23 protein-coding genes and 1 pseudogene are annotated in these 22,795 nt (G+C 72.2%); 10 read left to right on the plus strand and 14 right to left on the minus strand.

Going from position 1 to position 22,795, the window contains the following annotated elements; translation table 11 throughout:
- Positions 1-32 precede the first annotated feature (32 nt).
- Complete coding sequence (locus ACFXI4_RS37780) at positions 33-1,556, minus strand: IucA/IucC family protein (RefSeq protein WP_385000092.1); 1,524 nt, start codon at positions 1,554-1,556, stop codon at positions 33-35.
- 93 nt (positions 1,557-1,649) lie between these two features.
- Here ACFXI4_RS37780 and ACFXI4_RS37785 point away from each other — a divergent pair, with 93 nt between their 5' ends.
- The 3 genes from ACFXI4_RS37785 (at position 1,650) to ACFXI4_RS37795 (ending at position 5,337) form a co-directional block, all read left to right on the plus strand.
- A complete protein-coding gene (locus tag ACFXI4_RS37785) occupies positions 1,650-3,155 on the plus strand; it encodes an IucA/IucC family protein (RefSeq protein WP_385000095.1) in 1,506 nt (501 codons plus the stop codon).
- A gap of 107 nt (positions 3,156-3,262) precedes the next feature.
- A complete protein-coding gene (locus ACFXI4_RS37790; RefSeq protein WP_362725858.1) occupies positions 3,263-4,537 on the plus strand; it encodes a VWA domain-containing protein in 1,275 nt (424 codons plus the stop codon).
- Positions 4,537-5,337, plus strand: a complete 801-nt coding sequence (locus ACFXI4_RS37795) for a hypothetical protein (RefSeq protein WP_385000098.1) — start codon at positions 4,537-4,539, stop codon at positions 5,335-5,337. Before ACFXI4_RS37790 ends, ACFXI4_RS37795 begins: the two co-directional genes overlap by 1 nt.
- A gap of 52 nt (positions 5,338-5,389) precedes the next feature.
- Here the strand turns inward: ACFXI4_RS37795 and ACFXI4_RS37800 are convergent, their stop codons facing one another.
- Positions 5,390-6,016 carry a winged helix-turn-helix transcriptional regulator gene (locus tag ACFXI4_RS37800; protein ID WP_385000101.1) on the minus strand — a complete coding sequence of 209 codons (627 nt, stop codon included), beginning with the start codon at positions 6,014-6,016 and terminating at the stop codon, positions 5,390-5,392.
- Positions 6,017-6,097: 81 nt separating this feature from the next.
- On the opposite strand from ACFXI4_RS37800, the gene ACFXI4_RS37805 reads away from it, so the two are divergent.
- From ACFXI4_RS37805 to ACFXI4_RS37825, 5 genes and pseudogenes are all read left to right on the plus strand, one after another.
- Entirely contained in the window at positions 6,098-7,306 is a 1,209-nt protein-coding gene (locus tag ACFXI4_RS37805; RefSeq protein ID WP_385000104.1) for a pyridoxal phosphate-dependent aminotransferase, read from the plus strand.
- 44 nt (positions 7,307-7,350) lie between these two features.
- Positions 7,351-7,884 (plus strand): annotated as a pseudogene (locus ACFXI4_RS37810) (hypothetical protein).
- Positions 7,885-7,887: 3 nt separating this feature from the next.
- Positions 7,888-8,499, plus strand: a complete 612-nt coding sequence (locus ACFXI4_RS37815) for a histidine phosphatase family protein (RefSeq protein ID WP_362732567.1) — start codon at positions 7,888-7,890, stop codon at positions 8,497-8,499.
- A 94-nt stretch (positions 8,500-8,593) separates the two neighbouring features.
- Complete coding sequence (locus tag ACFXI4_RS37820) at positions 8,594-9,220, plus strand: hypothetical protein (RefSeq protein ID WP_385000108.1); 627 nt, start codon at positions 8,594-8,596, stop codon at positions 9,218-9,220.
- Positions 9,221-9,291: 71 nt separating this feature from the next.
- Positions 9,292-9,714, plus strand: a complete 423-nt coding sequence (locus tag ACFXI4_RS37825) for an acyl-CoA thioesterase (protein WP_385000111.1) — start codon at positions 9,292-9,294, stop codon at positions 9,712-9,714.
- A gap of 29 nt (positions 9,715-9,743) precedes the next feature.
- Here ACFXI4_RS37825 and ACFXI4_RS37830 read toward each other — a convergent pair whose 3' ends face one another.
- Positions 9,744-10,145, minus strand: a complete 402-nt coding sequence (locus tag ACFXI4_RS37830; RefSeq protein WP_385000114.1) for a winged helix-turn-helix transcriptional regulator — start codon at positions 10,143-10,145, stop codon at positions 9,744-9,746.
- 241 nt (positions 10,146-10,386) lie between these two features.
- Between ACFXI4_RS37830 and ACFXI4_RS37835 the strand changes: the two genes are divergently transcribed.
- A complete protein-coding gene (locus ACFXI4_RS37835; protein WP_385000117.1) occupies positions 10,387-11,724 on the plus strand; it encodes an MFS transporter in 1,338 nt (445 codons plus the stop codon).
- A 43-nt stretch (positions 11,725-11,767) separates the two neighbouring features.
- Here ACFXI4_RS37835 and ACFXI4_RS37840 read toward each other — a convergent pair whose 3' ends face one another.
- On the minus strand, positions 11,768-12,622 hold the full coding sequence (locus ACFXI4_RS37840) for an NAD(P)H-binding protein (RefSeq protein ID WP_385000120.1): 855 nt from the start codon (positions 12,620-12,622) through the stop codon (positions 11,768-11,770).
- A 102-nt stretch (positions 12,623-12,724) separates the two neighbouring features.
- Here ACFXI4_RS37840 and ACFXI4_RS37845 point away from each other — a divergent pair, with 102 nt between their 5' ends.
- Entirely contained in the window at positions 12,725-13,519 is a 795-nt protein-coding gene (locus ACFXI4_RS37845; protein WP_385000124.1) for a helix-turn-helix domain-containing protein, read from the plus strand.
- A gap of 16 nt (positions 13,520-13,535) precedes the next feature.
- Here ACFXI4_RS37845 and ACFXI4_RS37850 read toward each other — a convergent pair whose 3' ends face one another.
- The 10 genes from ACFXI4_RS37850 to ACFXI4_RS37895 form a co-directional block, all read right to left on the minus strand.
- The gene (locus tag ACFXI4_RS37850) at positions 13,536-14,915 is read right to left on the minus strand and encodes a nucleobase:cation symporter-2 family protein (protein WP_385000126.1); all 1,380 of its coding nucleotides are present in this window, start codon (positions 14,913-14,915) and stop codon (positions 13,536-13,538) included.
- Between the two features lie 250 nt (positions 14,916-15,165).
- On the minus strand, positions 15,166-16,542 hold the full coding sequence (locus ACFXI4_RS37855) for an 8-oxoguanine deaminase (protein WP_385000129.1): 1,377 nt from the start codon (positions 16,540-16,542) through the stop codon (positions 15,166-15,168).
- A 115-nt stretch (positions 16,543-16,657) separates the two neighbouring features.
- A complete protein-coding gene (pucL, locus tag ACFXI4_RS37860) occupies positions 16,658-17,581 on the minus strand; it encodes a factor-independent urate hydroxylase (protein WP_385000132.1) in 924 nt (307 codons plus the stop codon).
- Positions 17,582-17,585: 4 nt separating this feature from the next.
- Positions 17,586-17,975 carry a hydroxyisourate hydrolase gene (uraH, locus tag ACFXI4_RS37865; protein WP_385000135.1) on the minus strand — a complete coding sequence of 130 codons (390 nt, stop codon included), beginning with the start codon at positions 17,973-17,975 and terminating at the stop codon, positions 17,586-17,588.
- A gap of 4 nt (positions 17,976-17,979) precedes the next feature.
- Positions 17,980-18,492: a 2-oxo-4-hydroxy-4-carboxy-5-ureidoimidazoline decarboxylase gene (uraD, locus tag ACFXI4_RS37870; protein WP_385000138.1), complete on the minus strand. Its 513-nt coding sequence runs from the start codon at positions 18,490-18,492 to the stop codon at positions 17,980-17,982.
- A 144-nt stretch (positions 18,493-18,636) separates the two neighbouring features.
- Positions 18,637-19,005, minus strand: a complete 369-nt coding sequence (locus tag ACFXI4_RS37875; protein ID WP_362724378.1) for a helix-turn-helix domain-containing protein — start codon at positions 19,003-19,005, stop codon at positions 18,637-18,639.
- Positions 19,002-19,256: a hypothetical protein gene (locus tag ACFXI4_RS37880; protein ID WP_362724381.1), complete on the minus strand. Its 255-nt coding sequence runs from the start codon at positions 19,254-19,256 to the stop codon at positions 19,002-19,004. Before ACFXI4_RS37880 ends, ACFXI4_RS37875 begins: the two co-directional genes overlap by 4 nt.
- Positions 19,257-19,529: 273 nt before the next feature.
- Positions 19,530-20,207 (minus strand): VWA domain-containing protein, encoded by a 678-nt coding sequence (locus ACFXI4_RS37885; RefSeq protein ID WP_362724384.1) that lies wholly within the window; start codon positions 20,205-20,207, stop codon positions 19,530-19,532.
- A 49-nt stretch (positions 20,208-20,256) separates the two neighbouring features.
- Positions 20,257-21,375 carry a hypothetical protein gene (locus tag ACFXI4_RS37890; protein WP_385000142.1) on the minus strand — a complete coding sequence of 373 codons (1,119 nt, stop codon included), beginning with the start codon at positions 21,373-21,375 and terminating at the stop codon, positions 20,257-20,259.
- Positions 21,372-22,634 (minus strand): protein phosphatase 2C domain-containing protein, encoded by a 1,263-nt coding sequence (locus tag ACFXI4_RS37895; RefSeq protein ID WP_385000145.1) that lies wholly within the window; start codon positions 22,632-22,634, stop codon positions 21,372-21,374. The genes ACFXI4_RS37890 and ACFXI4_RS37895 overlap by 4 nt, the downstream gene beginning before the upstream one ends.
- Between the last annotated feature and the right edge of the window lie 161 nt (positions 22,635-22,795).

Here is a 22,795-nt window from a genome sequence, read left to right on the forward strand (position 1 = left end):
ACCGAGGGTGATCGCCGGCGGGGGCGCGGTGCTCACAGCCGCTGCGGCCCCGGTGCGGCCAGGGGGTTCGGCAGCGGCAGGTAGCGTGCGTCGGCGCCGTCGGCCCCGGTCCAGCGCAGCAGCAGGTTCGTCTTGCCGGGCAGCGTCGGCGAGGCCAGCAGTTCGGCCACCTCGGGGAGCCGGTGCCGTGCCAGCTCCCGGCGGACCGCGGGCCATGGGTCGAACCCGGGGCGGCGTTCGGCGAGCGCGGCGGCGACCTCGGCCAGATGGTTGACGACCAGGCAGTACACCAGCCGTTCCCACCCGGCGGCCCGCTCCACGTCGGCCAGCAGCTTGACGCCCTCGGCGTCCCGGTACAGCGCCTGCACCGGCATGCCGTCCGCGTCGACGGCGACCAGGGTGTTCTGCAGATGCGCTTCGAGGACGACTCCGTGGTCGGCGAAGGCCCTGAGCGCCGGGGGTACGACCGCGCGCAGGTACGCCTGCCACCAGGCCCCGGGATCCGTCGCCGGGGCCGGCGGGCTGCCCTCGAAGCCCTCCACCAGGCCGGCCGCGAGCAGCGGGGTCGCCCCCGGGAGCAGTGAGCCGCGCAGCCCGTCCCGGACGACGACCGCGAGTTCCTCGAAGGCGAAGCGGGCGGTGCGGTAGCCGCGGTCGCCGAGCCAGGCCGCGGGCCCGTCCATCGCGGCGAAGGCGGCGGTCGCGGCCGTGTCCGTACGGCGCAGCCTGCGCAGGTCGTGGGCCCACAGCCGGCGGATGTCGTTGGTGATCCGGACGTCCAGGCTGAACTTCAGGAAGAGGTCGCGCACCGGCTCGTACACGGTGCGGATCGCGGCCGTCGGCCAGACCGGGAACCCGGTCGCCCGCAGCCGTACCAGACGCCCGTCGGCGAAGGCCGGGGCAAGGTTTCGGGCGGAAAGGTCGAGCTGCCAGGGGTGGGCCGGCAGCAGCCGGTAGCCCGGCGGTGCGGCGGCCAGCGCGTCCAGCGCCGACAGGTCGCCCTCCTCGGCCACCTGGTCCTCGCGCACCCCGAGCAGGACCAGCGGGAACCGGGCGTGCGCCTCGGGCGCGTACGGCAGCCAGGCGGTGACCGGGCCGCCGCCGCGCGCCTTCGGGGCGGGGTGGTAGGGATGGCCGGTGATGAGGGACTGCTCGGAGCGCAGGTACGGATCGTCGGGCGCCGCCGCCCGGGCGCGTGCCGTGAGCAGGGCGGCGACCGCGTCCCGGCTGTCGATCATCTCGGCGGGCAGATCACCGTTGGACAGCCCGGTGTGCGCGCGCAGCTCCTCGGCGACGAGTTTCACCAGCTCGGCATGGCCGATGCGGTGCCAGCGGCCGACCGCGTACACCTCGGGATCGGCGGGCCGGCGCGCGCCGCGTACCCGCAGCAGCCGGCCGCCGCCGGGCAGCCGGTAGACCCGCGGTTTCCCTTCGCCGCTGTCCGGGAGCGGTTCGGCCACCTCCCGCAACAGGCAGTTGAGCAGGGGCGCGGCAGCGTACGCGTCGGCGCGCTCGCCGATGCCGTCGCTGGAGAGCATGAGATCCACGCGTTCCATTCGTTCGCTTCGTCCACACAGTCCGATCGTGATCAGTATGTCTGTCGTCATCAGCCATCATGACCGTCGAACCCGTCCCCGAGGAGCCTCCCCGTGCACCGTCCCTCCCCCATCGAGACACAGCTCGCCACGGAGCTGGCCGAGGCGCGGCCGGATCTGGTGCCGGGGTTCACGGCCGAGCTGCCCGGTGCGCGGGCGGCGGTGCTCACCCGGCTGTGGCGGGCGCTGGCGCACGAGCCGCTGCCGTGGGTGGCACGCCGGGTGCGCGGGGCGCACAGCCTGGCGCTGCGGCTGGCCGACGGACGCGCGCTGCACGGCCCGCACGCGGACCCGTACGCCACCGACGCGTATGTGACCGCGGTACGTCTGGAGGGGGTGCGTTACGACGACGCGGCGCGGCTGATGACCGATCTGGGGTGGTCGCACTCGGCCGGATTCGCCGCCGAACTCGGCCACAGTGCCGCGTCGTTGGCGCTCTCGCGGGCGGACCGGGAGTTTCCTGCGAAGGAGTGGCCCGGGCGGGACTGGGAGTGGGAGCAGCGGGTGGTCGACGGGCATCCCTTCCACCCCAACTGCCGTTCGCGGCCCGGTTTCTCGGCGGCGGACCAGCTCGCGTTCGGGCCGGAGCACCGGTCGGCGGTACGACTGGAGACGGTCCCGGTGGCCGCGGGGGACTGTCTGCTGACCGGTGACTGGCCGGACGAACTCCGGGACGGGGAACGGCTGTTGATTCCGGTGCATCCATGGCAGGCCGTTCATGTCCTCAAGGACGGCCCCGGCGAGCCCTGGCGGACCGCGCACCCCCTGATGTCCCTGCGTACCCTCGCCGTCCCCGGCGGACCACATGTGAAGACCGCGCTCAGCGCCCGGCTGACCTCGTCCGTCCGGGACATCTCGACGTACTCGATCGAGGCGGCCGTCACCCTGTCGTCGTTCGCCACCGACCTGGCCGCGCGCACGGACGGACTTCTGCACATCACCCGCACCCTGGGCGCGGCGTCCGCGAACTCCCCCGACCTGGCGGCGGTGTTGCGCGAGTCACCCGAGGCCTACGCGGCGCCGGGCGAGCGGGTCCTGCCGGTGGCCGCCCTGGCCACCACCGACCTTCCCGGCTCGCCGTCCTGGCTGGCCGAGTTCACCCGGCTCGCCCTGGGCGTGGGGCTGCGGCTGCTGGACCTGGGCGTGGCGCTGGAGGCGCACGGCCAGAACCTCCTGGTGGTGCTGTCCGGGACCGGCGCGCCGCTGCGGCTGGTCTACCGCGACCTGGCCGACATCCGTCTGAGCCCGGCCCGGCTGACCCGCCACGGCATCACCCCGCCCGGACTGACGGGACGCCTGGTCACGGACGACGGGACGGCGCTGCGGCGCAAGCTGTTCGGCTCCCTGGTCGCGGGCGCCCTGGCGGGTACGGCGGGGTCCGGACCGGCCCTGGCGACGGCGCTGGAGACGGCCGCACGGGACCTTCCCGTCACCCCCGACCTGACGGCCCTCCTAGAAGGTCCGCTACCCGCGAAGGCGTTGACACTGATGCGGCTGACGCCCCAGACGTCCGGGGACCAATGGGCGGCACTGCCGAATCCGCTGATGCCCGCGCGGTGAGCGCTCACCTTCCCGTCTGCCACGCTCCGTTGGCCTGCCGGCCGCTCTCCTTTTGCCGTGCGGACCTCGTTTTGGAGCCCGGCGCCTCTGATCAATAGGATCCGCCGATGATCAGAACACAACGGACGGCTGCGGGAGTCTGCGCTCTGCTCGCCGCCCTGGCGGCCGGGATCGCGTTCCCCGGCGGAGCGGTCGCCGACGAGACGGACGACACCGGCCAGACCGCTCCCAAGGTGGAGCTCGTGCTGGACGTCAGCGGTTCCATGCGGAAGGCGGACATCGACGGCGGGACGCGGATGGCCGCGGCCAAGCAGGCGTTCAACGAGGTGCTGGACGCGACACCCGAGGGGGTCCAGCTCGGCATCCGCACGCTGGGCGCCAACTACGCCGGAAACGACAAGAAGACCGGCTGCAAGGACACCGCGCAGCTCTATCCGGTCAGCACCCTGGACCGTACCGAGGCGAAGACCGCCGTCGCGACGCTCGCGCCGACCGGGTGGACCCCGATCGGCCCCGCGCTGCTCAAGGCGGCAGACGATCTCGAAGGCGGCTCCGGGACCCGCCGTATCGTCCTGATCAGCGACGGCGAGGACACCTGCCAGCCGCTGGACCCGTGCGAGGTGGCCCGTGAGATCGCCGCCAAGGGCGTCGGGCTCACCATCGACACGCTCGGCCTGGTCCCGGACGCCAAGACCCGGGACCAGCTGAGCTGCATCGCGGACGCGACCGGCGGCACCTACACCTCCGTACAGCACAAGGAGGAACTGACCGACCGAGTCGGGCAGTTGGTGCACCGGGCCGCCGATCCGGTGGTGACGCCGGTGGCCACGAACGGCGCCGATCAGTGCTCCTCGGCGCCCGCGCTGAAGTCCGGGCTGTACACCGACCGCGAGGAGTTCGGGCAGCAGCGCTGGTACAAGGTCGACGTCAACCCCGGTCAGGAACTGCGGGCTTCGGTCAGCGTCGCCGCCGACCGGGCCGTCAACCCGGACTACGGGGTGCTGCTGCGTGCGGTGACCGTGCACGGACGGGAGATAGTACGCGGCGAGGCTTCGGGCACGGGCCGTACCGACGTCATCTCGACCGGCCTGCGGTACCCGAAGGCCGAGAGCGACGACGACGAGGACACCACCCCGGAGACCGTCTGTCTCCAGGTGACCAACTCCTTCTCGGCCGTGGCCGGTGTGAAGACCAGCCCGGGCATGCCCGTCGAGCTGACGGTGGACGTGGTGGACGGGCCCGCGAAGGCGTCCGACGTCGCCTCCTTCGGTCTCGGCCGTGGCTGGTGGCTCCTCGGGGCGCTGGTGCTGACCGGCTTCCTCGCGGGTCTGCTGTGGGGCTGGGTTTCGCGCTGGCGGGTAGCGGTCTGGAGGACCAACTGATGTCGATCACACGTGTGCTGAGCGCGGCCCTGCTGGCGGTGGGCCTGGCCGCGGGCCCGGCGGCGGCCGACGACGCCTCGCCCTCCCCCAGCGCCTCCGAGGACGGCGGCGCACCCACCCAGGCGGGTACCTCCTTCCGTACGGCGACCGAGATCGACCAGGGGCAGCAGGCCACCGCCAGCGGATCGACGGGCGACTACCTGTACTGGTCCTTCCCCGCCGACGCCGGGCAGCGCCCCGACGTCAAGGCGACGGTGAAGCTGCCCGACTCGCACGGGGCGCAGACCTGGCAGATCGACGTGTACGACGGCCTGCGGCGCCGTCAGGCCTGCCAGTACGGCGCGCAGTCCCGCACGGCCGCGCAGGGCGCCGCGTCCGTGCAGTTGGCCTGTGTGACGCGTACCGTCCGGGCCTGGTCGGAGCCGTGGGCCAACGACCCGCTGCCCGGTACGTACTACGTCCGGCTGACCGCGGTGGACCTCGGCAACGCCGACCTCGGCCAGCCGGTCGGCGCCGAGGTCCAGGTCGACTCCAAGGACATCGGCGGTGCGGCCGCGGTGGACGGTTCGCTGGCGAAGCCTCTGGTGCCCGGGATCGCGGTCAGCGCCGAGAAGAGCGACGACGACAAGGCGGCGGTGCTCTCCAGCTTCGGTTCGGACGACGGCTGGTCCTCCGGCTGGTGGACCGACCGCTGGGTGTGGACCGGGATCGGCGGGGTGCTGGCCGCGCTGGCCGGCATCGGCGGATACGCGCTGACCCGGGGAGCGGGACGGCCCCACCGGGTGCCGCCGGGCGCCTGACCTGACGCAACCGGTGACCGGGCCCCCGTTCGCGGCGGGCCCGGTCGCCGTTTCAGGCGTCCCGCAGACCCTTGGCCAGCGCGCCGTCACCGGTCACCGTCACCCGCCCGGACCGGACCGCGTCCGCCAGGTCCAGCTCCCCCCGGGCCAGCGCCGTGCAGGTCCCCATGTCGAGCAGGAGCCGCGCGTCGGGTTCGCGCGGGGCGGGACCGTCGCCGTACACCGGGCCGTCCTCCGCGCCGGCGTACAGATGGAAGTCCCCTTCCCCGAGCCGGACTTCGACCAGGCCCTCGCCGTCCAGGGCGCGCAGCAGCGGCAGTGCGAACCAGTGGGCGCGGACCGCGTCGGTGGGCCGGCGCTCGCCCAGCTCGGACTCCCCCCAGCTCCCCAGCGCCTGGATCACCGCGAGCAACTCGCCTCCACGCCGGGTGAGTTCGTAGACGTACGCCGCGGCCGGCGGGGGCAGTCGCCGACGGGTCGTGAGCCCGTCCCGCTCCATGTCCTTCAGCCGGGAGGCGAGGACGTCCGTGCTGACCCCCGGCAGATCCGCGTGCAGGTCCGTGTAGCGACGGGGACCGGCCAGCAGCTCCCGGACGATCAGCAGGGTCCAGCGGTCGCCCACGAGGTCGAGAGCGCGCGCCGCGGAACAGAACTGGTCGTAGCTTCGGCGAGGTGACATGCGGCGCAGTCTAGACAAGATGTTGGACTTTCCAAGCTGCTACTTGGTAAAACCAAGCAACACGAGTTTCCGGAGGGGCGCATGGAGTTCCGGCAGTCCAACAAGCTCAGCGAGGTCTGTTACGAGATCCGCGGACCGGTGATCGAGCACGCCAACGCGCTGGAGGAGGCGGGACACAGCGTGCTGCGCCTGAACACCGGCAACCCGGCGGCCTTCGGCTTCGAGGCACCGGAGGAGATCCTCCAGGACATGATCCGGATGCTCCCGCAGGCACACGGCTACACGGACTCGCGGGGCGTCCTCTCCGCCCGCCGGTCGGTGGCCCAGCGCTACCAGGCACTCGGCCTGGACGTGGACGTCGACGACGTCTTCCTCGGCAACGGCGTGTCGGAGCTGGTCTCCATGGCCGTACAGGCACTGGTCGAGGACGGCGACGAGATCCTCATCCCCGCCCCGGACTTCCCCCTCTGGACGGCGGTGACCACCCTCGCCGGCGGCAAGGCGGTGCACTACCTCTGCGACGAGCAGGCGGACTGGTACCCGGACCTGGCCGACATGGCGTCGAAGATCACGGACCGCACCAAGGCCGTGGTCGTCATCAACCCCAACAACCCCACGGGTGCCGTCTACCCCAAGGAGATCATCGAGGGCATCCTCGACCTGGCCCGCCGGCACGGCCTGATGGTCTTCGCCGACGAGATCTACGACCAGATCCTGTACGACGACGCCGTCCACCACTCGGCCGCGGCGCTCGCCCCCGACCTGGTGGTCCTCACCTTCTGCGGCCTGTCCAAGACCTACCGGGTGGCCGGCTTCCGCTCCGGCTGGCTGGTGGTCACCGGCCCCAAGCAGCACGCGAAGGACTATCTGGAGGGCCTCACCATGCTGGCCTCCATGCGGCTGTGCGCCAACGCGCCCGCCCAGTACGCCATCCAGGCCGCCCTCGGCGGCCGCCAGTCCATCCGCGAACTCGTCGCCCCCGGCGGCCGGCTGCACGAACAGCGCACGGTGGCCTGGGAGAAGCTCAACGAGATCCCCGGCGTGAGCTGCGTGAAACCCAAGGGCGCCCTGTACGCGTTCCCGCGCATCGACCCCAAGGTCCACCGGATCCTCGACGACGAGCGGTTCGTCCTGGACCTGCTCCTCCAGGAGAAGATCCAGGTCGTCCAGGGCACCGGCTTCAACTGGCCCACCCCGGACCACTTCCGCATCCTCACCCTCCCGCACGCGGACGACCTGGAGACGGCGATCGGCCGGATCGGGCGGTTCCTGAGCGGGTACCGGCAGTAGGGCTCGCCCCGGCCGTGCACGGGCCGGGCGGGTAGTCCCTCCCCATGACCCAGCGCCCGCTGCTCCTCCTCGACGTCGACTGACCCCGCAACCCGTTCCGGGCACAGCTGCTGCGGCATCGCGGGTACGTGACCCGCCGGCTGCACCCGGCGAGCCGGTCCGCCCGCCGGCAGCCCGGCTCCCGCGGACCGCGCCGCGGGCTGCGGGTGCGGCTGCATCCGGGGCACGGGGCACGGTTGCTCGCGCTGCCGTACGAACTGGCCCGGGCCACCATCTGGACGCACGAGGCCAACGGGATGACCGGCCCGGCCGTCGGGCTGCCCGAACTCCCCGTCATCGAGTGGCCCGAGCTGTTCGCCAGCGATCCGGACGGGCTGTACGGGAAGACACGGACGGTCGTGGCCGGGGCGGCGGGGCGGCCGTTCGTGTGGGTGGACGACATGGTCACCGGCCTGGACGTACGCGCGCCAGTCGCCGAGCACCACGACGGCCCCGCGTTAGTCCTTCCGGTGGACGCGCGCCACGGCCTACGGGCGCGTGAGTTCGCCGAACTGGAACGCTGGGCTCATAGCCTCTGACCCATGGCTGATGTCTTTCTCGTCCGGCACGGTGAGACCGAGTGGTCGCGGTCCGGACGGCATACCGGGTGGACCGACGTGCCCCTGACCGAGCACGGGCGGGAGGAGGCGCGGCAGCTGGTTCCGTTGATCCGCTCGCATCGCATCGGCGCTGCCTTCGTCAGCCCGCTCCAGCGGGCCCGGGAGACCGCCGAGCTGATCGGCGTGCCCGACGCCCGGGTCGACGCCGACCTGCGGGAATGGGACTACGGCGGCTACGAGGGCGTGACCACCGTGGAGATCCAGCGCACCCGGCCGGGCTGGTTCCTCTTCACCGACGGGGTCACGCCCGGTCCGCCGGAGCACCCCGGGGAGACCCCGGAACAGGTCGGCGAGCGGGCCGACCGGATGCTGTCCAAGGTGGAGGCGGCCCTCGCCAACACCGAGGGGGTCGTGCTGCTGGTCGCCCACGGCCACTTCCTGCGCGTCCTGACCGCCCGCCGCCTCGGCCTGTCCCCGTCCGACGGCGCCTTCTTCCAGCTGGCCACCGGCACCCTGTGCCGCCTCGGCACGGAACACGACCGCCCGGTGATCGCGGGCTGGAACATCCGCCCGACCGGGCCCGGCAGAGACTGAAGGGACCCGCGGAGGATCTTCTCGGGGCCGGGTGTCAGTGGAGGGTCGTAGCCTTCGGTGGAGGGTCGGGGCAGGTGTGTGGGAGGGGTGCGCTGTGAGCCGTCCGCCGTCCGCCGCGCAGCGGCGGGTCATCGACGCCGCGGATCCGGTCAGCGGCCGGCTGCGGGGTACCGAGGCGCAGTTGGCGGCGCTGGTGAAGCGGGGGCTCGCCTTTCGGCACCCGCGGCCGCCGCACGACCACTTCCTGACGCCCGCGGGGCATCGGGTACGCGAGGAGGCGGCCGTTCCGCAGCCCCCGGCGGTGGCCCCGGCCGAGCCGGACCGGGTGTTCGCCGCACGGGTCGGCGGTGAGGAGGCCGCCGATGACGGCCCCGGCCGGGCCCGCGAGGTGCACAGCGCCTGGCAGGGCCTCCTGGAGCTGCGCCGGATGACCAACCCCGACGGCGCCACGGACCGCCCGTGCGGCTGGGAGCGCAAGCATCTCGTGCGGGCCGCCGCGCTCGCCCTGGAGGCGGCCGGACATCCCCCCGAGGGACCGGCGACCGCCGGCTACCGGGTGCGGGCCACCCCGCAGCCCGAGGCGGTCGCCGTGTACGCGCCGGCGGGCGAGCCGCTGCGGGCCTGCGCGGCCACCCTGGAGCGGGCCGGGTGGCAGACCGGCGAGTACACGCAGCCGCGGACTCGAACGCGCTATCTGCTGGCATCCCCGCGCCGCGTGTGACGGCCGTGCCAGGATGCCGGCAGAGGATCAGTGCGTCATACACGAGACGTCGTGCACGAGAAGGGGAAGTCGTGAGCGAACCGTATTCCGTCCGCGTCACGGTCCGTGGCTACGAGACCGACGTGCAGGGCCATCTGAACCAGGCGGTGTATCTCAACTACGCCGAGCACGCCCGCTGGTCGCTGCTCCAGGCCGCCGGCATCACCCAGGCCGGGCTGGTCGGGCGGGGCGTGGGCCCGGTGGCTCTGGAGACGACCATCCGGTACCGGCGGGAACTGCTCGCCGGTGACGAGGTCGATGTGACCTGCGTGTTCGAGTGGGGCGAGGGAAAGACGTTCCGGATGGTCCAGTCGATCACCAAGGCGGACGGCACCCTGGCCGCCGAGGTGACCGCGGTCGGCGGGCTGCTGGACCTCAAGGCCAGGCGGCTCGTCGACCGTCCGGCCGAGCTCTTCGAACAGCTCGCCTCGGCCCCGGAACTGTTCGGCCTCTGAGGGTCAGGAGGGCCGCCCGGCGACACCGGCTACGCGTCGAGCAGTTCCGGCTGGTGCTCGGCGTCGTAGGCGGCCCGCGCCTGCGCGACGTAGCCGCGGTTGCGCTCCGCCCAGTCGGTCAGCCGCTGCAGCGTCTCGTGCAGTTCCAGGGCCACCGGAGTGAGGCCGTACTCCACCTTCGGGGGCACGGTCGGATACACCGTCCGGGTGACCAGCCCGTCGCGCTCCAGATTGCGCAGGGTGAGGGTCAGCATCCGGCGGCTGATGCCCTCGATACCGCGCTCCAGCTCGGTGAAGCGGATGGGGCCGTGCGACGCCGCGACCAGGATCTGGACGCTCCATTTGCCGGCGACCCTGTCAAGAACCTCGCGGACGGGGCACGTTCCCGCGTTCACCACCTGGACGGTCACACCGGTGTTCCTCTGGGACATCTGGCTGCCTCCTTACGTCTCCCCCCAGGGTCACTCACCATGAACTCCGTTACAAGTCGTGCACCTTGTACACGATCGGTTCCCGACTCATCCGTCCGGTGAGTTTCTTCGGCGATTGCGGAGGCCCGAGGCCATGTCGACCACGACCGGAGTACCGACGCCGACACCCGCGGCCCCGGTGGCACTCCCCCGAACATACCCCCGCTGGGCGTCCCTCGCCGTTCTGTGCGCCGGGACCCTGATGACCGTCCTGGACGGCAACATCGTCACGGTGGCCATGCCGGCCATGCAGCGCGACCTGGGGTTCAGCGGCCCCGGACTGGCCTGGGTCGTCAACGCGTACCTGATCCCCTTCGGCGGACTGCTCCTGCTGGCGGGGCGCCTCGGCGACCTGCTGGGCCGCAAGCGGATGTTCGCGACGGGCCTCGCCCTGTTCACCGCCGCCTCCCTGCTGTGCGCGGTGGCGACCGGGCAGGGCATGCTGATCGCGGCGCGGGCGCTGCAGGGCGTGGGCGGGGCGATGACGTCGGCGGTGGTCCTCGGCATGCTGGTCGCTCTCTTCCCCGAGCCACAAGAACAGGGCCGGGCCATCGCGGTGTTCAGCGCGGTCGGCGCGGCGGGCGGCGCGCTCGGCACCTTTCTGGGCGGGGCGCTCACCCAGGCGCTGAGCTGGCACTGGATCTTCCTCATCAACCTGCCGACCGGGCTGGCCGCATGGTTCGCGGCCCTTCGGATCCTCGCCCCCGAGCGGGGCACCGGCCTGCGTCAGGGCGCCGACTTCCCGGGCGCCGCACTGGTCACCGGCGCCCTGATGCTCACGGTCCACGCCATCATCGGAGCCGGCCACCGCGGGCCGCTGGCCACCCTCCTCCTGGCGGCCCTGGCCGTCTCCCTGTTCACGGGGTTCGCCCTCCGCCAGGCCCGCGCCCGGCGCCCGCTGCTGCGCCTGCGGCTGCTGCGCTCCCGGCTGCTCGCCGGCGCCAACGCCGTACAGGTGCTGATGATCGCGACGATGTACGGCTTCCAGTTCCTCGGCGCGCTGTATCTCCAGCGTGTCCTCGCATACGGCGAGTTGGCGACCGGTACGGCCTTCCTGCCGGCTCCGGTCGCCATCGGGCTCCTGATGCTGGGGCTGTCCGCGCGGACGATCACCCGCTACGGCGCGTACCGGGTCCTGCTCGGCGGTCTCGTGCTGATCGTGGCCGGGACCGCCCTGTTGAGCCGGATGCCGGTCGCCGCTTCGTACCCCGTCGACGTGCTGCCGCCGCTGCTGCTGCTCGCCGCCGGATTCGCCGCGGCGATGCCGGCCCTGACCGGGCTGGCGATGTCCGGGGCGCGCCCGGAGGAGGCGGGTCTGGCGTCCGGGCTGTTCAACACCACTCAGGTGGTGGGCGGTTCGCTGGGGCTGGCGGTACTGGGCACCCTGGCGGCGAGTCGCACGGGCGGGCTGCTCGCCCGGGGTGCGGAGTTGGTCCCCGCCACCGCGGAGGGCTACCGGCTGGCGTTCCGCGCGGCCACCGCGGTCGCGGTGACCGCCCTGGTGCTGGCGGCGGCGGTACTGCGACCGCGCAGCCGGTGAGCCCCCGGCCCCGGCCGCCTGGGTCCGTACCGGTCCGGGACGCTCAACTCGCCTCGAAGAGGCTCACGTTGTCCGCGGCCCAGCTGCGGAAGGTGCGGGCCGGGCGGCCCAGCACCTCGGCCACGTCCTCGGTGACCAGCGCGTTGCCTCCGGCGCGGACGAACGCCAGGCCGGTCAGAACGCCCTCCGCCCGGCTTCCCTCCATGCCCCAGGCCGTGCGGAGGAAGTCGCGGGTCCCGTCCACGGACAGGTCCCGGGTCGGGACCGGCCGGCCGAGGACCTCGGCGAGCACGGCGGCCTGGCCGGGCACGCTGATCACCTCGGGACCGGTCAGGACGTACGTCCGCCCGGCGTGCCCGGCGTCGAGCAGGGCCCGGACCGCCACCTCGGCGACGTCACGCGGGTCGATCACGCCCGAGCCACCGTCACCGGTCATGTTGGGCACCGGCTGCCCCGCCCGGAGCGCGTCCAGCCAGGAAAGCGTGTTGGAGGCGAACGACGACGGCTGCAGGACCGTCCAGGCGAGCCCGCTGTCCCGTACCGCCCGCTCGCCGTCGACGTGCCACCGCGCGGACGGGCCGGAGGCGAAGTCGCCGGTGAAGACGGCCGAGAGTTTCACCAGCCGTGCCACGCCCGCGTTCCGCGCCGCGGCGGCCAGCGCCGCGTCCTCTCCCCCGTCGGGGCCGGGCGGCCGGAGCAGGAACGCCGCCGTCGCGCCGGCCAGCGCCGCGTCCAGGGAGGCGGGGTCGCCGTAGTCCCCGCGGACCACCTCCACCCCGGCGGGCACCCGCGCCTTCGCGGGGTCTCGGGTGAGCGCACGCACCTTCGCACCGCGCTCGGCCAGTTGTCGTACGACGTCACTCCCGATGGTGCCCGTGGCACCCGTCACCAGAATCATGCGGTCCACGATGAGCGTGCCCGGGCAGCCGGCTCTTGGAAATTCCGGCACGCCCGGCCGGCCCGGACGGCGGCGCGGGTCGCCTACCGTGGAAGGGTGCCGATGACCGTCTCCCAGCCGCTTCCGGCCCCGCCCGAGGTGCTGCGTCCGTGGATCGCCGAGGTGCGGACCATGTCCTTCGCCGAGCCGCCGGAGGGGACGTTCGTCCATCTGCCGGACGCGGCGATCAAGGTGGTGCTCCGGGTGACCGGGGACGGGGGACGTGACGTCCTGGCCGTCGGTCCGCGGGTACGGGCCACCTATCACGCGGGCAAGTCGCACATCGCGTGCGTGGAGTTGCGCCTCGCGCCGGGAACCGCCCGGTCCCTGCTGGGTGTTCCGGCCGCGGGGTTGGTCGGCCGGGTGGTACCGCTGGCCGGCCTGCCCGGCGGGGTGGCCCGCCGGTTCGCGCGCGAGGTGCGGTGGCTGGACCCGTGGGAGGCGCTGCCGCGCATCGCCGAGGTGCTGCCCGGGATGCTGTCGGAGCGGACCGATCCGGCCCGGACGGCACTCCTGCGCGCGGGTGTGGAGGCGCTGTCGGTGCGGCTGGACCGGGCGCCCGCCCAGGTGCGGAACGTGGCCCGGGAACTTGCGGTGAGCGAGCGCCAGTTGCGGAACCTGTTCACTGACGGCGTCGGGGTCTCTCCCAAGCACTACGCCCGTATCGACCGCGTCCGCACCCTCGCCGCCCGGGCGGGCAGCGCGGGCTGGTCGGAACTGGCCGCCGCCACCGGCTACTTCGACCAGTCGCACATGACGACCGACTTCCGCACGCTGATGGGCGTCCCGCCCCGCTCGTACCTGACCGGCCGGCTCCCCGCCCTCAGCCCCTGCCGCGCGAGCCGCGACGGGGGCTGAGGCGGACGCGGGGCCGTTACGGGAGCGACCGGGGCGATACGAGCGGCAGGACCTCGGCCGCCTCGGCGGCCGGGCCGTCCGCCTCCGCGCGCCGGCGCCCCAGGTGGTTGAAGACGAGGTTGAGCAGTACGGCCGCCACACAGCCCGTCGAGATGCCCGAGTCCAGGACGATCCGGGCCGTCTCCGGGAAGGCGTGGTAGAAGTCCGGCGAGGTGATCGGGACGATGCCGACGGCGAGCGAGACGGCGACGACCAGGACGTTCTCGTCCTTCTCCAGGCCGGCCTTGACCAGGGTCTGGATGCCACTGGCGGCCACCGAGCCGAAGAGCACCACGCCCGCGCCGCCCAGCACCGGCCGGGGTACGACGGCGATCAGCGAGGCGGCCATCGGGCACAGGCCCATCAGTACGAGGAAGCCGCCGCCGACCGCGACCACGAACCGGCTGCGGATACGGGTCATCGCCACCAGGCCGATGTTCTGGGCGAAGGCGCTGCACATGAACCCGTTGAAGAGCGGGCTGATCGCCGAACCGAGGGTGTCGGCGCGCAGTCCGGCCGCGATCGTCCGCTCGTCCGCGGGGCGTTCGACGATCTCACCGAGCGCCAGCATGTCCGCGGTCGACTCGGTCATCGAGACCACCATCACCACGCACATGGAGAGGACCGCGGCGACCTGGAACTGCGGGGCGCCGAAGTGGAAGGGGGCCGGGAAGCCGATGACGTCCGCGTCCACGACCGGGCCGAAGTCCGTGACGCCGAAGGGCAGGGCGACGGCCGCGCCGGCGACCAGGCCGATCAGCACGGCGATCTGTTTGACGAACCCCCGGGTGAAGCGGCGCAGGAGCAGGACCACGAGGAGGGTCGCGGCTGCCAGGCCCAGGTACTTGGCCGCGCCGTAGTCGTGCGCCGCCGGGTCGGGGCCCTGCGCCCAGCCGAAGGCCACCGGGAGCAGGGAGACGCCGATCAGGGTGATGACCGTGCCGGTGACGACGGGCGGGAAGAAGCGGACCGCCTTGCTGAAGAAGGGCGCGGCGAGGAACCCGAGGAGGCCCGCGACGATCACCGCGCCGAAGATGACCGGCAGGGCGTCGGACTTGTCGTGGGTGGAGGCGGCGATCGCCGTCATCGGGGCGACCCCGGCGAAGGTGACGCCGTTGACGAAGGGCAGCCGGGCGCCGATCTTCCAGATGCCGAGGGTCTGCAGGAAGGTGGCGAGGCCCGCGGTGAAGAGACAGGCGCCGGTGAGGAAGGTCAGTTCGGTGCCGGTCAGGCCGATGGCCGCGCCGACGATCAGGGGCGGGGCGACGACTCCGGCGTACATGGCGGCCACGTGCTGCAGGCCCGTGGTGGCCATTTTCAGGGGCGGAAGTTTCTCGTCGACGGGGTGCGAGGACACGGCGGCTCTCCTCCGGTCGGGTACGCGCCGGCTCTGACGCGGGTTTCAGGGAGGTGCGTGTCGGTCGTGCGGGACCGAGTGGGACGGGGAGGACGGGGGCGGGGGACCGTTCCTGGGCGCGCGCGAGGAAGCACGCGCCCAGGAGACGGCCGCCGTGGGCCCGGATGGGGTCCACGGCTGCCGGCCGGGAGCCGTCCCTCCCGACCGGAGCTGGCTAGCCGTACCTCACGGGCGGTACGGGGAGGGGGAGTTACTGTGCGGCGACGCGTGCCAGCCGCTGGGCCTCGGCCCGCGTGGCGCGGGCGATCGCGTCCTCGTCGACGTGCAGGAGGCGGCCCGCCTCGACGATCTGACGGCCGTTCACGAAGGAGGCCGTGACCGGGGCGGCCGCGCCCAGGACCAGAGCGGCGACCGGGTCGGCGATGGAGGCGTGGGCGAGGGTGTCCATCCTCCAGAGCACCAGGTCGGCCAGCTTGCCGGGTTCCAGCGAACCGATCTGGTCCGCCCGGCCCAGGACCTGGGCGCCGCCGTAGGTGCCCAGGCGCAGCGCCTGGCGGGCGTCCAGGGCGGCTTCCCGGTGCGCGCCGAGGCGGTTGATCAGCAGCGCGTTGCGCAGTTCGGTGTGGAGTTCGCCGGACTCGTTGGACGCGGTGCCGTCGACGCCGAGGCCGACCGGGACTCCGGCGGCGAGCATGTCGGGGACGCGGGCGATGCCGGCCGCCAGGCGGGCGTTGGACGACGGGCAGTGGGCGACACCGGTCTTCGTGCGGGCGAAGGCCGCGATGTCGGAGTCGTTCATGTGGACGCAGTGCGCCATCCACACGTCCTCGCCGAGCCAGCCGGTGGACTCGAAGTAGTCGGTCGGACCCATCCCGAACAGCTCCTTGCAGAACTGCTCCTCCTCGACGGTCTCCGAGCCGTGGGTGTGCAGCCGTACTCCGAGACGGCGTGCCAGCTCGGCGCCCTGGCGCAGGAGTTCGGTGGAGACGGAGAACGGCGAGCAGGGCGCGACGGCCACCTGGGTCATGGCGTCGAAGGAGGGGTCGTGGTGCTCCTTGACGGTCGCCTCGGTGGCGGCGAGGGCTCCTTCGAGGGTCTCGACGGCGAAGTCCGGGGGCAGGCCGCCGTCCTTCTCGCTGCGGTCCATGGAGCCGCGGGCGAGGGTGAAGCGGACGCCGGTCTCGCGGGCGGCGCGGATGATGGCGCCGGAGAGGTCACCGGAGTCCTTCGGGTAGACGTAGTGATGGTCCATCGCGGTGGTGACACCGCCGCGGGCCATCATCGCGAGCGAGCCCTGGGCGGCCGCGTACACCATCGGCTCGTCGATGCGCGCCCAGGTCGGGTACAGCGCGACCAGCCAGTTGAAGAGGTTGTGGTCGGTGGCCAGGCCCCGGGTGATCCACTGGTAGTAGTGGTGGTGGGTGTTGACCAGGCCGGGCGTCACCAGGTGACCGGTCGCGTCGATACGGCGTACGACGTTCTCCAGGCCCTCGGGCGCCCTGCCCGCGCCGAGCGACTCGATGCGGTGGCCGGCGATGACGACGTACCCGTCCCGGTACTCGGTGTCGTGCGCGTCGACGGTCGCGATCGAACAGTTCTCGATGACGGTGCGCCGGTCTGCTGCCATGGTTCGTCCTTTTCGCTCAGCGGACTCGTGGTGAGGGCACGGCAGGACCCCGGGGATTTGAGTGCCGCGGCCGGAACGCGGGGCGTCACCGGCCGCGGGTGCCGAGAAGGGGGGATCAGAGGTTGGTGAGGTCCACCGGGATCTTCGCCGTACAGCCGTCCCGCAGGACGGTCGCCTCGATCAGGCCGTAGGGCCGGTCGGCGGCGTAGTAGACCTCGTTGTCGTTCTTGAGGCCGAACGGCTCCAGATCGACGAGGAAGTGGTGCCTGTTCGGCAGCGAGAAGCGGATCTCGTCGATCTCGCCGCGGTTGTTGATGACGCGCGAGCCCATCTGGTACAGCGTCTGCTGGAGCGAGAGCGAGTACGTCTCGGCGAAGGCCTGGAGCAGGTGCTTGCGGGTCTGCTCGTAGGACTTCTCCCAGTGGGGCATCTTCTGCTCGTCGTCGGTCCAGTTGAACCGCCAGCGGGCGGAGACCTGGGTGGCGAGGATCCGGTCGTACGCTTCGGGGAGCGTCGTGTACTTGTCCTTGACGAAGCCCCAGAACTCGGAGTTGGTCGAGTTCATCACGACGAGGTCCTTGAGACCGGAGACGACCTCCCACGACTCACCGTCGTACGTGATCTGCGTCAGCCGGGTCTCCTGGCCCTTGCGCACGAACGAGTGCTTCACCTCGTCCGCGCCGACGAACCGGGAGTTGGCGTCGGAGGCCTCGATGCGCTCCCAGGCGTACTCCTCGATCCGGATCCGGGCCGTGCGGATCGGCTCCTGGCTGGACACGAAGTGCCGGGCCAGGTGGATGCCGAACTGCTCGGCCGACTCGATGCCGTGCTCCTTGGCGAACGCGAACACCGTGTTCTTGGTGGTGTCGGTCGGCAGGACGTGGACGTTGGAACCGGAGTAGTGGACCTCGTCCATGTCGCCGGAGAGCGACACCGACACGTTCAGGTCCTTGATGTGGTGGGTGGCACCGTCCCGCGTGATCTTCACGACCCGGTTCTCGGCCTTGCCGTACTGGTTCTGTCCCAGGATGGTGGGCATGTAGCTAGCTCCCTCGGTAAACGGAGTAGCCGAACGGGTTGAGCAGCAGCGGTACGTGGTAGTGCTCGCCGGGCCTGACGGCGAAGGTGATCGCTACCTCTGGAAAAAACGTATCGCTGTCCCGATTCGCGGGGGCGTCCTGCTGCGCATCGGCTTGCTTCTTCTCGAAATACGGCTCCACGTCGAAGTCGAGCCGTACGTGGGTGGTTCCCTCCGGCGGCGCCGGCAGGTCCTTGCACCGGCCGTCCGCGTCGGTCGCGCTCCCACCGAGCGCCCGCCAGCCGGCCTCGCGGCCCCGGCGGGCGGACAGCTGGACGGCCACACCCTCGGCGGGGCGGCCGAGCGAGGTGTCCAGGATGTGGGTGGACACGGAGGCGGTGGTGCTGGTGCTCATGGCGTCAGGCGTCCTCTGCGACGAGTCGGGCGAGCCGGATACGGTTGATCTTGCCCAGTTCGGTGCGGACGATCTCCCGCTCCCGCTCGGGCGCGTTGCCGATCCGCTCCTTGACCGCGTCCCGCATCTCCTCGGCGCCGCGGCCGGTGGCACAGATCAGGAAGACATGGCCGAACCTCTCCTGGTACGCCAGGTTGAGTTCGAGCATCTCCGCCTTGAGCGTCTCGGCGGCACCGGCCATGCCGGACTGCTCCCGGGCCGAGGCCGGATCGCCCGGCTTGGGGCGGCCGATCGGCGGGTGCCCGGCCATGGCCTCCGCCAGGTCGGCGGGACCGAGCACGGCCATGGCCGCGTCACTGGCGGAGTAGAGGGCCTGCGGGGAGGCGTAGGGGCGGGCGGCGAGCAGTCGCCGGGCCCACGCGGTGGAGGCACACGCCTCATGGAGGGCGGCGAACGCCGCCTGCTCCTCCAGATCATTGAACCGGGCCAGACCCGGGGGCGTGGAAGTCGACGTCACGGGAGCCTCCGTGGCCGTAGGCGGCCTTCGTGCTGAACGGGCTGCCGTTAGCTAACGCCCTCCGGAACCCGGCGTCAACACTTTGTTGAAAATTTCGCGTAACAACGCCCCGGGGCCACTGCGCAGGCTCCCGGGACCCGTCGCTCAGCTCTCCTTGTCGCGGTTGAGGTAGTTGTAGACGGTGAAGCGGCTCACGCCCAGCGCGCCCGCCACGGTCTCCACACCGTGCCGTACGGAGAAGGCGCCCCGCGCCTCCAGTATGCGCACGACCTCCTGCTTCGCCTTGCGGTCCAGGTCGGCCAGCGGCTTGCCCTGCTTGCGCTCCATGGCGGCCAGGATGTGGTCGAGCGAGTCGGCGAGCTGGGGCAGCCGTACGGCGACCACGTCGACGCCCTCCCAGGCGAGCACGACGTCGTCGGCGCCGGCCTCGTCGGGCGGCAGCAGCTCCCCGCCCATGGCGTCGACCAGCGGCTTCACCGCGGTGATGAAGGGCTCGTCCGCGTTTCCGGTCACTTGTCGCCGTCCTCCCCCACCACGTTGACCTGGAGCGAGATCCGGGTGGCCCCGGCCTCCAGGGTCCTGCGCAGCAGCGCGTCCACGGCGGTGAGCACGGCGTCGGTGCCGCCCTCGGCCGTGTTCCCGAACGGCCCGACGTCCACCGCGTCCAGCTGAGCACCCTCGATGACCTCACGGGCGACCAGCGCGTGCGCGGGTGCCTCGTCCAGATCGAAGGGCTCGGTCGTGAACTCCACTCTCAATCGCATTGCGCCCCCATGGCACCGCTCTGACCTGCGCGTCTCTCACTCTGCCGACCGAGAGGGCACATCCGGGGCGCGTCGCCGGCCAAGGCGCCGACCACGCGGTCCACCGCAACATGGTCTGCCGCTCCGGCTCCGTGTGCCCCAGTCGCTCCGAGACGACCTTAACGGACTCGCCCGCGGCGATCAGCATCGTTGCGCGACGACTCCGCGGGCGCGGAAGCGAGGCGGGGGACGGGCCCGTCCCGCGCCTCGCTCGTGCGAACGGAGGGGCGGTGGTCAGTCCACGTAGTCGAGAGGAACCGTTCGGTAGCCCTTGACCTGTTCCGGCACTTCGAGTCTGCGGCTGGCGGCGGAAGCGACCATGGAGTGCAGGAAGCTGATCAGCGCGTTCCGCAGGGCTGATGTGTTGTCGTCCGACTTCTCGGCCACGAAGGCCGCCACGGTGGCGATCCTCTTGATCACCTGTTCGCGGGCGTTGCCGAAGCCGTAGGCGATGATGTGGGGCCTGGTCTTCCACTGGGGGTCCAGCAGGTCGTCCAGATGGTTCTCCCAGGGGTCGCTCGGCAGATCGTCCTTGTCCGTGGGGATGCCGTCCGTGAGGATGAAGACGACGGGCCGCAGCACGCGGACTCCCTTGTCGACCAGGGCGGGCACATCCGCCTCGATCCGGGTGCGCACCAGCTGGAACATCGGGCCGAAATTGGTGCGCCCGGAACACGTGACCGTGGGCAGATGGTTCACGTCGTCGAAGTCCGTCATCTGGGTGACGACATGGGGCCGGCTGTTGAACGACAGCACCGACAGGTGGACGAACTCCTTGACCTGGGGTGTCGTGTCGATGGTGTCGTAGATCGTCTCCAGCGTCTGGTTGAGCAGGTGCTCGGACTTCTGCATGGAGCCCGAGGTGTCCAGCACCACGTACATGGGCAGGCCGGACGACGGTGCGTAACTCATGATGATCCTTTGCGAGATGCCTGGTGACATGGCGTGGATACGGGACGGGTCACGTCCACACGACGAAGAACAGGACGACGATCAACGCGAGGAGGGCCAGGACGAGGACGCCACAGCCGACGAGCATGCCCTTGGCGTCCCCCGCCGGTGACGGTTGAGGCTGCGGCGCCGGACGCGGGGTGGGCGGCGCGGCCGCAGTGGCCGTCCCGCCCGCGGTCTGCGGTGCCGGACGGTGGCGTACCGGGCGGAAGCCGGTGACGTTGCTGCCCGGCGCGACGTCCGTCTGAGACCCGGTACCACCCGGACTCCGCAACGCCTTCAGCAGCGTCGCCGTCCCGGGACGCTGCCGCAGATCGCCGCGGTCGAGTGCCTGCCGGAGAAGCCCCGGGAAGGTGTCGCTCGCCGGCCAGTCCCGCTCCAGCCTGCTGAGACTCTCCAGCGGTTCACCCCGCGCGCCGGTGACGCAGCGCAGGGTGAGAAGCGCCATCCGGTACCGGTCGGTCGGGACCGTCAGCGGGGTACCTTCGGGGAACGCCGGATCGCTCCAGTCGGGCGACGCGATCCACGGCCGGGTGCCTATGCCGCAGGAGTCCATGTCGAGCAGGTACACCGAGTCGCTGTCCTGGTCCCACAGCGCGTTGCGGTAGGACCAGTCGCCGTAGACGACATCGTGCCGTTCCAGGACGGCGCCCAGCTCCAGGAACCGGCAGGCGATCTCCAGCCTGCGCTGGCGCGTGGGCGGCCGCACCCCGATGTCCTCAAGGTAGGCCGAGTCCTTCACCAGATGGTCGAGTTGGAGTTCCCGCGGCCCACTGCGCCGCCCTCCGCGGAGATTGAACGGCACGTAGAAGCGGGCGGGTGCCTCGGCCATGACGACACCGACGGTCCGGCTCCCGTCCGTGATACGGGAGACCGGCCAGGCCGCACCGCGGTCCAGCGTCCCACGGTCCGCCTCCGTCATCGACCGGGGCAGCTTCACGAGGCGGCCCAGCGTGACCGCCTCCTGCGGGCCCATGGGCGACTTGTACAGCTTGGCGACCCAGCCGGGATGGTCGGCCAGGCGCTCCACCGTGTGCGCCTGGCCGCCCGCGCCCAGATTGTCTCCGGCGAGCTTGACCGAGGACAACGGGATGTCGTCCGGGAAGGGGTTGTCCGACCAGGTCCTCATGACCGCCCTCCGTCCGCGGACGGGGTCCAGACGACGACAGCGGTCCGGTCGTCGTTTCGCTGGTGGGAGTCGTAACTGATGTGCAGCAGCAGGTCCAGGGCGGTGACCGGGGCGGCCCAGTGGTGGTGGAACCAGTCGTGCGCCTGCGGCAGTTCCGTGAGCGCGTCGCCCACTCCGTCGGTGGTCAGGACCAGCGCCTGGCCGGGGCCGAGCGAGAGGTGACGGCGCTCGACGGCCTCGGGGGTGTGCGGCAGGTAGGTGCGGAGCCGTCCGGCGTCGGGCCCCTGCTCCTTCTCCCCCAGTAACTGGGCCCAGCGGCGGGGCTCGCGCACCCAGGCGCTGGTGTCGCCGAGTCCGGCGAGCCAGATGTCACGGTCACCGTTCGGTGGCGTGTCGGCGGGGACGACCGCCGCCACGGCCACGGTGCGCACGCTGTCGGCGGACCACTGCCGCTGCCTGGCGATGGCGTGGACCTGTTGCGCCGCCTCCAGAAAGGCGGTGTGGTGATCGAGGTGGAACGGCGGTACACCCTCGTCGAGCTGGCGCCGCAGGGAGTTGACCAGGGAGAGGGTGGCCACGGCGGCCGCCGTGTCGGAGTGGCTGCTGTCGGACATGCCGTCCGCGACCGCGACGACCAGATGCCGTGCGGCGGCGTCCCGGCCGATGCGGTAGGAGTCCTGCCGGGGGCCGGCCCGGGTCTCGTCGATCCGGTGCCCGGGTCCCACCACCGAGGCGGCGCGGACCTCCAGATCCCCCACCCGCGCGGAGTCGGCCGCCAGCCCCGGCGGGGCCGGCTGAGGCGGCAGCCTCCAGGGCAGCTCGGCCAGGCGCGACGGCTGGTACATCACCGGGGGCGGCGGGCAGGTCCACGCAGCCGTGGACGGCACGTGCTTGCGCACCACGGGGACGGCCGGCTCCGCCGTCGGCCGCGCCGGCACCATCCGGTCTTCTTCGCCGGCAGGAGCGGCCGTGGACGGACGCTCGCCCACGGCAGAGGGGGGGCTCTGCCACGGGGCCGGGGTGGTCGTGCCGTGCCACTGGGCCCCGGCCGGGGCAGGGGTGCCGGTCCGCGCGGCCGGCGCGGGGGACGAGGAGACGGCGGAAGGGCCGGTGTCCTGCCGGGGACCGCCGGCGACGCCTTCCGGCATCGTCCGCTCATCCTGCTTTCGCGAAGTGACCGCCTTGACCGCCTCGCCCGCGAGGAAGCCGGCGACCGCTCCCACGACCAGCCCGGCAGTCGCGCCGTAGGGCCCTGCCATGAATCCTCCCAGAATGCCCAGCGCCAGTGTCACGGCCCAGCGGATGACACCGGTCGGACGCCAGCGTGCTGCCGACATGCCCCGGTGATCACCGGGCGGTTGTCCGCCCGCCGCGCCCACCGGTGCTCGGCCCGGCAGCCTGCCGGGCTTGTGCCTCCCGG

This window comes from Streptomyces sp. NPDC059224 (assembly GCF_042754285.1).
In the GTDB taxonomy this organism is placed as follows: Bacteria; Actinomycetota; Actinomycetes; order Streptomycetales; family Streptomycetaceae; genus Streptomyces.